General features: G+C 70.5%; 12 protein-coding genes and 1 tRNA gene. 8 read left to right on the forward strand and 5 right to left on the reverse strand.

What is annotated here, in order from left to right; all coding sequences use genetic code 11:
• Window positions 1-29: 29 nt before the first annotated feature.
• Window positions 30-1412 carry an MFS transporter gene (locus tag ABT095_RS33500; protein WP_350533328.1) on the reverse strand — a complete coding sequence of 461 codons (1383 nt, stop codon included), beginning with the start codon at window positions 1410-1412 and terminating at the stop codon, window positions 30-32.
• Window positions 1413-1666: 254 nt separating this feature from the next.
• Here ABT095_RS33500 and ABT095_RS33505 point away from each other — a divergent pair, with 254 nt between their 5' ends.
• On the forward strand, window positions 1667-2203 hold the full coding sequence (locus ABT095_RS33505) for a hypothetical protein (RefSeq protein WP_350533329.1): 537 nt from the start codon (window positions 1667-1669) through the stop codon (window positions 2201-2203).
• Between the two features lie 112 nt (window positions 2204-2315).
• On the opposite strand, the gene ABT095_RS33510 is transcribed toward ABT095_RS33505, so the two are convergent.
• Both ABT095_RS33510 and ABT095_RS33515 read right to left on the reverse strand, forming a co-directional pair.
• Window positions 2316-3299: a tellurite resistance/C4-dicarboxylate transporter family protein gene (locus ABT095_RS33510; protein ID WP_350533330.1), complete on the reverse strand. Its 984-nt coding sequence runs from the start codon at window positions 3297-3299 to the stop codon at window positions 2316-2318.
• A 575-nt stretch (window positions 3300-3874) separates the two neighbouring features.
• A complete protein-coding gene (locus tag ABT095_RS33515) occupies window positions 3875-5242 on the reverse strand; it encodes an NsdA family TPR-like regulatory protein (protein WP_350533343.1) in 1368 nt (455 codons plus the stop codon).
• A 195-nt stretch (window positions 5243-5437) separates the two neighbouring features.
• On the opposite strand from ABT095_RS33515, the gene ABT095_RS33520 reads away from it, so the two are divergent.
• The 4 genes from ABT095_RS33520 (at window position 5438) to ABT095_RS33535 (ending at window position 8270) form a co-directional block, all read left to right on the forward strand.
• Window positions 5438-5989, forward strand: coding sequence for an ATP-binding protein (locus tag ABT095_RS33520; RefSeq protein WP_350533331.1), 552 nt, complete (start codon window positions 5438-5440; stop codon window positions 5987-5989).
• A 44-nt stretch (window positions 5990-6033) separates the two neighbouring features.
• Window positions 6034-7170 (forward strand): radical SAM protein, encoded by a 1137-nt coding sequence (locus ABT095_RS33525; RefSeq protein WP_350533332.1) that lies wholly within the window; start codon window positions 6034-6036, stop codon window positions 7168-7170.
• On the forward strand, window positions 7167-7301 hold the full coding sequence (locus tag ABT095_RS33530; protein WP_350533333.1) for a hypothetical protein: 135 nt from the start codon (window positions 7167-7169) through the stop codon (window positions 7299-7301). Before ABT095_RS33525 ends, ABT095_RS33530 begins: the two co-directional genes overlap by 4 nt.
• An 84-nt stretch (window positions 7302-7385) precedes the next feature.
• Complete coding sequence (locus tag ABT095_RS33535) at window positions 7386-8270, forward strand: GNAT family N-acetyltransferase (protein WP_350533334.1); 885 nt, start codon at window positions 7386-7388, stop codon at window positions 8268-8270.
• Window positions 8271-8626: 356 nt separating this feature from the next.
• Here the strand turns inward: ABT095_RS33535 and ABT095_RS33540 are convergent.
• Window positions 8627-8699: transfer RNA gene (locus tag ABT095_RS33540), tRNA-Arg, on the reverse strand.
• 120 nt (window positions 8700-8819) lie between these two features.
• Between ABT095_RS33540 and ABT095_RS33545 the strand changes: the two genes are divergently transcribed.
• Window positions 8820-9476, forward strand: a complete 657-nt coding sequence (locus tag ABT095_RS33545; protein ID WP_350533335.1) for a phosphotransferase — start codon at window positions 8820-8822, stop codon at window positions 9474-9476.
• A gap of 11 nt (window positions 9477-9487) precedes the next feature.
• On the opposite strand, the gene ABT095_RS33550 is transcribed toward ABT095_RS33545, so the two are convergent.
• Complete coding sequence (locus ABT095_RS33550; protein ID WP_350533336.1) at window positions 9488-10246, reverse strand: hypothetical protein; 759 nt, start codon at window positions 10244-10246, stop codon at window positions 9488-9490.
• A gap of 219 nt (window positions 10247-10465) precedes the next feature.
• Between ABT095_RS33550 and ABT095_RS33555 the strand changes: the two genes are divergently transcribed.
• Entirely contained in the window at window positions 10466-10987 is a 522-nt protein-coding gene (locus tag ABT095_RS33555; protein WP_350533337.1) for a histidine kinase, read from the forward strand.
• 106 nt (window positions 10988-11093) lie between these two features.
• The coding region (locus ABT095_RS33560; protein WP_350533338.1) for an ATP-binding cassette domain-containing protein at window positions 11094-11281 on the forward strand (188 nt) is incomplete at its 3' end.

Raw genomic sequence — 11281 nt, forward strand, 5'->3', positions numbered from 1 at the left:
CGCGACCGCTACGGCACCACCCCGCGGGACTACCGCAGGGCCGTGGCCGCCACACTCTCCCTGGCGCCCGCCTCCCACGGACGGGAGCGCGTGGCCTGCGCGGCCAGCTGCAGGCCCGCCCCCTTCGTCTCCTCCGCCCACAGCACGCAGACCAGCAGCCCCGCCGCCGTCAGCCCGGCGGCGATCAGCATGGTCGGGCCGATCCCGAGCCCGCTCAGCGAGAGCGGCAGCAGGTAGGTGCCGACCGCCGCGCCGATCCGGCTCACCGAGGTGGCGAACCCGACCGCGGTGGCCCGGATCCTGGTCGGGAACAGCTCGTTGGGGTAGGTCCAGTCGAGCACGTTCGGCCCGCCGCACAGGAAGGCGTACCCGCACAGCGCCAGCAGGGCGAGCAGCGCCGGCGCCGTCGGCCAGAGGCCGAGGAAGGCCAGCGGCACGATCATCAGGGCGAAGGACCAGATGATGGTCGGCCGCCGCCCGTGGCTGTCGATGGCTCGCAGCGCCGGGTAGCAGCCCACCAGGAAGACCAGGCTGATCAGCCCGGTACCCAGGGTGTTCATCGCGGTGCCGCCGGGCATCCCGAACGCGCCCAGGATCTGCGGCCCGAAGGTCAGCATGGCGAACAGCGGCGCCACCTGGCAGAGGAAGAACAGCCCGCAGAACAGCGTCCGCCGCCGGTACTCCGGTGCGAACAGCGCCCGCATCCCGCCGCCTGCGTCCTGCTCCGTGGCGGTCAGCTCCTCGACCGTCACCTCCCGGCCCAGATGCCGGCGGACCATCTCGACCGCCTGGGCCCCGCGCCCGTTCTGCGCGAGCCAGAGCGGCGACTCGGGCGAGCCGCGCCGCACCACCAGGAAGAACACACAGAGCAGAGCCGAACTGGCCAGCATCCAGCGCCAACTGCCGTCCCCGCCGAGGCGCAGGAACGCGTACCCGACCACGTAGGCGAGCACCGACCCGGCGTACCAGGCGACGATCTGCTTGCCGAGCAGCCGGCCCCGGTGCTTGGTCGGCAGCCACTCGGCGAGCAGCGAGGTCGCGATCGGGTAATCGGCGGCCACCGCCATCCCGAGCACGAAGCGCAGCGCCACGACCAACCAGACATCGGTGGCCCAGAAGGAGGCCACCGAGCACCCGATCATCACCAACAGGTCGGCGGTGTACATCACTTCACGGCCGACCTTGTCCGTCAGCACCCCGAACACCGCGCCGCCGACGAACATCCCCACCAGCGCCGCGGCCCCGATCAGGCTGATCTCCCCTGCGCTCAGCCCGAGTTCGGGCTTCATCCCGATCAGCGCCACTCCGACGATGCTGAGGATGTATCCGTCAAGCAGCGGCCCACCCGAGCAGGCCAGAGCCAGCCTGCGGTGGAACCTCGTGTACGGCGCGGTGTCTATGACGGTCGACATGGAACTCGCATCGGTAGGGGACATGGCCTGCCGGGCCCGGCCGCCGCTGGCGGCGGCACGCACCCGACCCGCCAACCCTGCCTCTGTTCCTTGTTGCACCCCCAGAGCCCTTGGCCCCCTCTCCTGGTGACCTAAGCCCCCGTGATCCCCGCCACACCGGGGCGCGTCGGCGCTCGGACGGGGACCTTGATCAATAGTCTTTGCCCCGGCATTGCCAAGATGCCCGCTCTCATCTTCCCGGGGGGACACACATCATGATCAAGCGCACGCTCCGTACCCTGGCCGCGGTGGCCATCGCCGCGGCGGCCACCCTCACCGCCGCGGGCACCGCCGAGGCCCGCGACACCCCGTCCGGCAACTTCTGCTACCAGGCCCACATCCAGAACGTCGGCTGGCAGGACTGGCGTTGCGACGGCGAGTGGGCCGGCACCACCGGCCGGGCACTCGCCGTCGAGGCGGTCCGGTACCACTTCAACGTCGGCAACAACCCCGCCCGTCTCTGCTTCAGGGCCCACCGGTCCAACTACGGCTGGGACGCCAACTACGTGTGCCTGGACAGTGCCCACAGCACCATCCAGATCGGCACCGAGGGCATGAACACCCCGATCGAGGCCATCCGCTACTTCGAGGACGGCTGGAGCCCCGTCTCCTCCTTCCACGCCGACGCCCACGTCCGGAACATCGGCTGGCAGGGCGGCCCCACCTACATCGGCGGCAACTTCGGCACCGAGCAGATCGGCACCACCGGCCAGGCCCTCCCCATCGAGGCCCTCTGGTTCCAGTGGTACTAAACCCGGCGCACCTCCGGTAGCAGTTCGGCCCCCGGGAGATCCTCCCGGGGGCCGAAGTCGTCCATCTCTTACGCCGGCTGACCAGCTCCGAACAGGTCCTTCTGCCTCTGCCTCAACGGCTCCGGCGGAGGGAGGTCGCGACGAGCAGCGCGGCCGTCACCGCCCAGGCGGCGACGGCGATCCAGAGCAGCACCTGGCCGAGCGGCCGGAGCCAGTGCACACCCGTGGCTGAGCCGACCGAGAGCGTCGCGACGGCGGTCATGCCGAGCGGGAAGACGGTGGCCCAGCGGCGGAGGTTGTAGTGCGGCCGGGGGTGCCGGACCTCCGCGCCCAGCAGCACCACGAACCAGGGCAGGGCGAGGACCAGCAGCACCAGGGCCGTGCCGCGCAGCGTCGCGTGGGCGGCGCCGGTCCAGTGCGGCCAGGCGGTGAGCTTGGCCGCCGCCAGAGCGGAGATCGCCAGCGCGCCGGCCGCGATCCACTGGTCCCCCAGGCCGTCCTCGACCTGCCGCAGGTCGAACCTGGTCAGCGCGGCAAGGTAGAGCCCCAGGCCCAGTACGAAGGCCGCCAGGGCGCACCAGGTCAGCCAGTCGCGGTGCTGGATCGTCCCGAGCGTCGCGGCCAGCACCGCGAGCCCGTTGGTCGCCACGCACACCAGGAAGACCGCCCCCGGCAGATGGTGCTGCCAGTGCCGCAGCACCGCCACCAACAGCCCGGGCCAGGCCAGCGCCGCCACCGCCAACAGCACCCCGGCACCGGTCACCCACCCCTCCAGCGCCGCCCGAGTCCCCAGCACCGCCGTGGCGGCCACCGCACACAACGCCGCCGGCGTATCGGCATGGGCCCGCCACCGCCCCCGGTCCCTGACGAACGTCAGCCCGAACGCGACCGCCAGCACCCCCCACCCCACCGCCGCCAACCCCACCAACACCCAGGACAGCACCGCCTGCCCCACCAACCGCAGCCCCACCGACACAATCCCGGTAGCCATCACCACCGCCCCCGCCGCCGGCGGCACCCCCACCCACCACCCACCCGAACCCGAACCCGGCACCCCCGCACCCCGCGAACCGATCACACCCCCATGACACCGCACCCGGGACTGCCCGCCCCCACCGCCGCGCCCATCCAGCAACTCCAACGAAAAAAGACCCAGCCCCCGGGGACACACCCCCTGAGCTGGCCCTTCGGTCATGCATCAGCGCTACGCGCTCCGTGCCCCATACAGGATTCGAACCTGCGACACCGGCTTCAGGAGGACGTCCTGCGGGCTCACGGTTGGCCACTCTCGGTCCCTGATTCTTGCTTCACAGCAGGTCAGATGGCCCGTGCCGAGTAGACGTCCCCCTGCCAGTCACGAGCCTTCACTGTCCTTGTGTCCCCCACCACGTCCCCACCCGATGATCCGCTGTACCAAGTGGGCCACCCCCAGGCAGCACCCTGCTGGACAGTCACACCGGCAGACCCGCGACCTGGGCTCTGACCTTCCGGAGCAAAACGGCTCCGGCCTTCGGCTGATCCGGTGGGGCCACCCTCACTGACACATCGCCCGGCCGCCTCGGCCACCCGGATCCGCGCCTGACCCAGACCACGAATCGTTGCATCGCCTACCCGTATCCAACATCCTGGCTGGCATGACATCGCTCGCCGACTTCGGTATCACCGCAGTCATCACACTGATCTCCGCTGGGGCTGGCAGGCCGGTCGAGGAGCGAGCGGCCAGGCTCGGTCTAGGAGTTCGCGGACGTGGGGGTTGCGGCGGTGTGGCAGGGTGGCGGAGAGCATGGTGCGGAAGCGGTCGTCCGCCCGGCCTGACTGGACGTGGGGGAAGTCGTCCAGGGCGAGGTGCCAACTGAGGACGGCTTCTTCCAGTCGCCCGGCTTCGAGCTGCCACTCCGCGACCATCGCTCGGTGCCGGACCCGGGCCCGGCGGTAGACGGCGGGCCTCACCTTCTCGGAGTGCTGGAGCGCGCGGATCGCGCCTTCGCGGTCGCCGAGCTCGTAGTTGACCTGGGCGACGTGGTACGAGAACGAGGCCGGATCGTAGGAGCCATGTGCCTTGGCCTTGGACTCGGCCTGTTCCATGGCGACTTCGGCTTCGCGGAGCATGGCCAGCGCGCCCGAGCGGTCGCCGATCTGCGCAAGGGCGTGGGCCTGCTGGCCAGCGAGGAAGGCGCGCATCCTCGGGCCGGCCTCGGGTGAAGCCGCGGCGGCGGAGTTCGCGTACCGCAGGGCTGCGCTGCCGTGGCCGAGTTCGACGGCCTGCACGCTCATGCCCCGCAGGGTGGTGCAGTAGGTGAGGTGGTCTCCGGCCGCCAGGGACAGCTCGAGCGCCTTCTTGTAGTACGCCTGCCCAAGTGGGTCCAGCCGCTCGTCCACCGCCATGTACCCGGTCAGATACAGGTGGTCGGCGGCGGCGGAGAGCATCGCTTTGCGCACCTCGTCGGAGGCTGTGGCCTTGAGGTACGGGGCGATGGTGTTGACCAGGAACGCTGCCGCCATCGGCCGGGCGGTCCGGCCACCGAACACGTCGTCCATCTCGCTGACCCTCTCAGTCATGGCGATGACGGACTGGACCTCAGCCATGCCGATCCGGGTGTGCGGGTCAGTCCTGAGCCGCTCGAACCGCCCGATGTGGTCCGGCCAGCCAGGGATGGTGAGCGCGACCGAGTACAGGCCCGCCCCGAGTACGCCCCTGCGCGATGGGTCCATGTCCATGCTCCCGAGGTCGATCAGTCCCGCCACCGTATCCGTGGATGTCGGCAGGGCGTCGGGCTGATTGGCGAACCCGGCTTCGAACGCGGTGACCGGACGCCCGAGACGGCGTGTCAGTGCCTCCAGCACCACCTGCCGGTACTTGGTCATGGGCCGGGTGCCGGAGAGCCAGTGGGAGACGGCGGACTCGTCGTACTTGAGCTTGAACCCGGCCTCGGTGCCAGCTCGGTTGACGGCGCGGGCGAACTCGCCGTGGCTCACCCACCGGCACTCGGAGACCAGCGCGGCGAGCCTGTGGTTCGGTGTCCGTTCGCGTGTCACCAGTGTCCCCCCATGAGCCAGGTTTCAAGGGTTTCAGAGATCAGTGGTCTCTCTACCGTGTTCACGCCCGGCGCACACCTGTTGACTCATAGTCAGGTCACCCGGGGAGTCACTCCCCTTGGAGGACCGGTCCCCGGCCGCCGGCATCCCCCGGTGGGAGCCGTCTATCTCCCGTCAGGCGTCGAAGGGTTCCCCGCCATGCCCGTGCACAGTTCGACCACCGTCCTGATCCGCGACCCAGCCTCCGTGCCGAGGGCCCGGCTCTGGGTCAACACCCAGATCACCGACTGGGGTGTCTACCTGGACGACGCCACCCGCGACGCCATCGCGGTGGTCTTCACGGAGCTGGCGACCAACGCGGTGCGGCACACCAAGGGGGCGATGCTGATCATCCACATGTATGTGCACCCGCGTCTTCGGCAGCTCCGGGTCGAGGTCTACGACGGTTCGCCCGCCCTGCCCCGGCCGCGCTTGGTCGGCCCTGACGAAGCAAGCGGACGCGGGATGTTCCTGGTCGAGCAACTGGCCAAGAGCCACGGCGCGGAGCGGACCGAGTGCGGCAAGAAGGTCTGGGCCGAGCTGGCACTACCCGAGCAGCCGATGACCCACCGCCAGTTCCTGGTCCGCCCCCGGCGGGCGGCACGCCAACTCGCCCGTCGGGGGTGGCCCCGTCGACGGCCGCCGATACGCCCTCACCGGCCCCGCCGCCCCAGTGCCCGGCTGTCCCCGGCCGTGGCCCGCACCTCATAGCAGTGATCCCGCCCGGCTTAGGGCCGCCCAACCGATCGAGGAGGATGGACGTGCATCAACTCATCGCCAGCCGATTCCTGAACGACCACCTGGTCGTCTGCCCCGGCAGCACCGCAGGGATCAAGGTCCCCCTCCAGCAGTACACCGAGCTCGAACAGGCCGCCGCTGCCGGGCAGCCGGCACCGTCCTGGCTGGTCAAGGCCGCACGCCAACGCTGGGCCATGGACCTGTCGGTCGCTCGTCCGGCCCGGGACTTCCTGCTGGTGCGGCCGAAGGCCGATCCGCAGTACAGCCGCGCGTCGTGGGAGATCAACCTCGGCTGCAACTACGACTGCGAGCACTGCTATCTCGGCGAGAAGAAGTTCGAGGGCCTGTCGATGGACGGGAAGGCAAAGCTGCTGCACACCATGCAGCAGGCCGGGGTGCTGTGGCTCCAGATCACCGGCGGCGAGCCGACCGTCGACCGGGACTTCACCGAGTCGTACGCCCTCGCCGCCGAACTCGGCATGATGATCACGGTCTCGACCAACGGCTCCCGGCTGTGGCGGCCCAAGATCCTCGACGTTTTGACCCGGCTGCCCGCCTACCGGGTTGTGGTCAGTGTCTACGGCGCGAGCGCGGCCAGCTACGACGGCCTGACCCGCCGCAAGGGCTCCTTCGCCACCTTCCGGAAGGGCATGGCCGCAGCCCTGGAGGCGGGCATCCCGATGCGCCTCAACCTGGTCGTCACCGAGCACTCCGCCGACGAGGAGGCCGCAATGGTCGCCATGGCGGAGGACTGGGGCCTGGAGCACAACTCGTACGTCAACATGTCCCCGACGATCTACGGCGGCGGCGAGACCCTGCCCGCCCAGTCCGCCAAGCACCTGCGCCAGCGCAAGGTGTTCTCCGGTTGCAACGCGGGCCACACGTTCTTCCACTCCGACCCGCACGGCATCGCGTCGATCTGCAAGGTCGGCCGCGATCCGAACGTGGACCTGATCGCCGAAGGCGTCGACGGGCTTCGCAAGCTCGGCGCCATCGCCGACTCCCTCATGCTTCGCACCGGTGGGTGCTCCGGCTGCCAGCTCTCAGGCTCCTGCGGGGTCTGCCGACCGATGGCCAAGCTCTACCAGGAGGCGAAGGCACCACTCGCAAGTTACTGCCAGCACGGACGACAGAAGGAAGAGGTACCCGCGTGAAGCCGGAAGCCCTGATCCAGCTCGGTGCCACCCGCGCCAGCGTGGTCGAGATCGAGCTCGTCGACGACCTGGACGACCTCGCCGAGTCCACGAAGTGCTCGTGCAACGCGGGCGACGACAACCCGTTCTAGCCCTCAAGCGGTCAGAACCTCGCAGGCCCCGGCGGAATCCCGCCGGGGCCTGCGGCACGAGGCGCCCGTGAGTAGGGTTCGGTCATGGAACTGGAGTGGGACTGGTTGAGCCCCGTGCTAACCGTGCCGTACGTGCCGGCCCTCGGCCCGATCCACCCGGGCGCCCTGAGCACGGACCTCTTCGCCGATGTCCTGGGCGTGGCCGGCACCGGCCGTTTCCTCCCGCACGACAAGGACCAGCGGTGGAGCGCCGAAAAGGACGAGACGGTCCTGACCTCAGCCGTCGTCCACCGCCCCGGTCTGACGTTGATCCCCACCCTCACCCGCCGCGGCCGGGGCTGCGTGAAGCTGCACCACTACGGCACGGAGGCGCCGGACCTTCCGGACCTGCTCGACACGGCGGCCAAGCTGGCGGCCGACCACGGCGCCCAGTCGGCCCGCGTCGTGTGGTTCCAGCCCGGCGCCACCGCGCTGGTGCCAGCCGGGACGGCGTGCACCAGGATTCAGCTCAAGCAGTTCACCCACGACGAACCACCGCAGACGACCGTACGAAACCTGCGCGAGCACCCGCCGACTGTGGTGGCCACCTTCGCCGACTTCGCCTCACAGATGACCGCAGACGGCTTCGTGTTCCTCTGGGACCGCTTCCAGGACGATCAGCTCGGCGGCCCCCTGCTGACCCTCACCACCGACGAGCGGGTGGTCGGGGCAATCGGCCCGATGGAAATCATGAAGGACTCGGCCGGAGCCGACCGGCTGCTACCGCAGTACTTCGGCGTCCTGCCCGACCAGCGCGGCCACGGCCATGGCCGGACCCTGTGGCGGGCTGCCATGCACTGGGGCAGGGCCAACGGAGCCGCCTATCAGCTTCTCCAGACCGAACTGGGCGGCGCGTCCGACCGTCTCTGCCAGGCCGAAGGTCTGGACAGCCTTGGCTTCGTCCTCACCACCAACGCCGACACCCGGTAGGAGCCCGGCGAATCCTTGCCGTGCGAACCCGCGAGATGGGCGGGCAAGGCCGACACGTGCTCGGCAGGCCCGGCGGCGGCGAGCCGGCCCAGGCCGGCGGGGAACATCACGGCCGTGCCACCCGCCTGAACGGGCATCAGGCGGATGCTTCGCCTGAACGGCACTGCCCTACTGCCGGGCCCGCCCCTGTTTCAGTCTCGGCGAACGACCGGGTCCCCCGCTACGTCCCCACCGAGGCGGCTGCCTGACAGCGCTTCCTCACCCTGTCCCCACCTGACGGAAAAACCCCCTCCGAGACTGACCCCGGAGAGGGTTTTCCATGATCAATACCTAGCGTTCCGCCAGGTCACAGCATGTGCCCCATGCAGGATTCGAACCTGCGACACCGGCTTTAGGAGAGCCGTGCTCTATCCCCTGAGCTAATGAGGCGGGGTGGATCAACGTGTGACCACCGACAGCCTAGCGGATCAGGTCTCGGGGTCGGGCAGTGATAACCCCGGGCGGTGTGGAAGTGGTGCCGGGGGCGGGGCGGGGCTAGGTTCGCCGGTCATGGAGATCGGTGAGCTGGTCGGGGTGGGGCGGATGGCGGATGTGTATGCGGCCGGGGAGGGGAGGGTGTTGCGGCGGTACCGGGACGGGTTCGATGCGACCGGGGAGGTCGCGGTGATGGGGTACCTGCGGGAGTGGGGGTATCCGGTGCCGGAGGTGTGGGGCGGGGAGGCGGCGAGTGAGTTGGTGATGGAGCGGCTGGAGGGGCGGACGATGCTGGCCGCGCTCGCCGAGGGGGCCGTGACGGCGGAGTGGGCCGGGGAGGTGCTGGCGGAGTTGCTGGGGCGGCTGCACGGGATACCGGCGCGGGAGTCGACGGACCCGCGGCACCGGGTGCTGCACATGGACCTGCACCCCGACAACGTCTTCCTGACCCCCGCCGGCCCGGTGGTGATCGACTGGGGGACCGCGATCGACGGGCCGCCCGGGCTGGACTCCGCGATGTCGGTGCTGATCCTCGCGCAGGCCGCCGTGACGATGCCGGAGATCGCGGAGATCGCCCGGCCCGGGCTGGCGGCGCTGCTGCGGGCGCTGGGCGGTACGGAGGGGCTGCTGCTCACCGAGGCGAAGGCCCGGCGGGCGGCGAACCCGACGTTGAGCGCGGCGGAGATCGGGAAGCTGGACGAGGCCCTGGCCCTGATCGCCGAGCTGGCCTAGCAGAGGCGGCGTCAGGAGACGCGCAAGTCGGCCAAGGACGCGATCAGTTGGGCGATCGCCACCCGGTCGATCGCCGGGATGCCGAGCGCGACGTCAGTCGGCACGTCGCGGATCGAGAGCTGGAGCTCGAAGGGCTCGTGCCGCTTGCCGGTGGGCTGGAGCCGGATCCGGGTGATCTCGGCGATCGGCAGATCGATGTTCGAGCGGAGCTCGACGGACTGGATGCGGTCACCGGTGAAGCGCAGGGGGCCGAGGAGGACCGCCCCCTGCCGCGTGATGGCGAGCAGGGCTGCCGCCACCCGCCAGGGGGCGGTCATCTCGGCGACGTCGAGGGCCAGTCGGGTGCCGCGGACGATCTGGCGCTCGCCGAAGCCGAAGCACTCCCGCCCGTCCACATCCACCGCGTACGCGAAGGCCGGGCGCCCCGGATAGCGCTGGTTGACGCGCTTGATCCGGACGGAAGCCGCCTCCCAGAGCCCGGCCCGCTTGCGCTGCCCCCACATGCCCACCAGCAGGAAACCGTCCTCGAACAGGTACACCGCCTTGCGGAGGCGGGTGCACAGGCCGGCCACGGTCGCGACCAGCACCAGCACGGCGCCGGCCAGCAGCACCGCCGCCCGGATCGGCGAGTGCGGTAGCCCCAGGGCGACCGTCTCGACCAGGAACATCCCGGCGAAGGTGAACCAGGCCAGTCCGCTGTACGGGTAGCTCCGCCGGTACACCTCCAGGCCGAGCTCCGCAGCCTGCCGTGCCACGCGCTCCGGCACCATCGCCGCTCCCCCAACCTCTGATGCCGCGCAGGAGAAGCAACTGTGACACACCATCAGCTGAGATGACTACGGCGTGCGCGGAGTGATCACCTCGGCCGAAACCGGACTGCCGCCGTTCCGGTGATGCGGGCGCCTGCCGGGCCTGGCCTCCGGAGTGCGGACGGAACGCGCGATCAGGATGAGGCGGATCGAGCAGGACCGGAGCGAGAGGAGGCGCGGATGTCGGAGGCGGGCAAGGAGACGCACAGCGTGGTGCTGCTGGGCTTCGCCGGCGGCGACGGGTGGCAGGCCGCCAACGAGGAGGCCCAGCACCTTCCCGGGATCCGCCAGGTGGCCGTGCTGGTGCGGACGGCCGAGGGGGAGCTCTCGGCGCCCGAGAGCTGGGTGAAGGGCGCCGGAGTGCGGACGGTCGGCTCCAGCGTGGCCGGCGCGCTGATCGGCGCCCTGGGCGGCCCGATCGGGGCACTGCTGGGCATGGCGGCCGGGGCGGCCCTGGGCAATGCGGCCGAGACCAACCGCGACACCGAGGAGGGGGCAGGTCTGATCATGCTCGGCGCCCGGGTCGAGGACGGCACCGCCCTGCTGGTGCTCGACCTGCACGAGCACTCCCCAGCCCCGGCGGACGAGCTGGCGGCCCGCCACGGCGCCACGGTCGAGCGGATCCCGGCCGAGGAGTTCGCCGCCCAGGTCCGGGCCGCCGAGGCCAAGGCAGAGGCAGAGGCGGAGCCCGAGGAGGAGTGACCACCCCCCGGCCTTGAGCGAGGCATGCATACCAGGTATACATACTCGGTATATCGATCGGCATACCGAGTATGTATGCCGTGCTGCCCACCTCCGAGGGGGAGATGTGACCACATACGAGACGGCCCGGCCGATACTCGAGCTCCGTGGCGTGACCCGCGTCCACGGCCGGGGCACCACCGAGGTGCATGCCCTCAGGGGGGTGGACCTGGCGGTGCGGCCGGGTGAGTTCGTGGCGGTGATGGGCCCTTCGGGGTCGGGGAAGTCGACCCTGCTGACGCTGGCGGGCGGGCT

This window comes from Kitasatospora sp. NPDC002227, from assembly GCF_040296285.1.
Taxonomy (GTDB): domain Bacteria; phylum Actinomycetota; class Actinomycetes; order Streptomycetales; family Streptomycetaceae; genus Kitasatospora.

Bases quoted from the DNA above. Each gene is read 5' to 3' on its own strand.
- ABT095_RS33500 (WP_350533328.1), bottom strand. From the start codon at position 1,412: ATGTCGACCGTCATAGACACCGCGCCGTACACGAGGTTCCACCGCAGG.
- ABT095_RS33505 (WP_350533329.1), top strand. From the start codon at position 1,667: ATGATCAAGCGCACGCTCCGTACCCTGGCCGCGGTGGCCATCGCCGCG.
- ABT095_RS33520 (WP_350533331.1), top strand. From the start codon at position 5,438: ATGCCCGTGCACAGTTCGACCACCGTCCTGATCCGCGACCCAGCCTCC.
- ABT095_RS33525 (WP_350533332.1), top strand. From the start codon at position 6,034: ATGGACGTGCATCAACTCATCGCCAGCCGATTCCTGAACGACCACCTG.
- ABT095_RS33535 (WP_350533334.1), top strand. From the start codon at position 7,386: ATGGAACTGGAGTGGGACTGGTTGAGCCCCGTGCTAACCGTGCCGTAC.
- ABT095_RS33545 (WP_350533335.1), top strand. From the start codon at position 8,820: ATGGAGATCGGTGAGCTGGTCGGGGTGGGGCGGATGGCGGATGTGTAT.
- ABT095_RS33550 (WP_350533336.1), bottom strand. From the start codon at position 10,246: ATGGTGCCGGAGCGCGTGGCACGGCAGGCTGCGGAGCTCGGCCTGGAG.
- ABT095_RS33555 (WP_350533337.1), top strand. From the start codon at position 10,466: ATGTCGGAGGCGGGCAAGGAGACGCACAGCGTGGTGCTGCTGGGCTTC.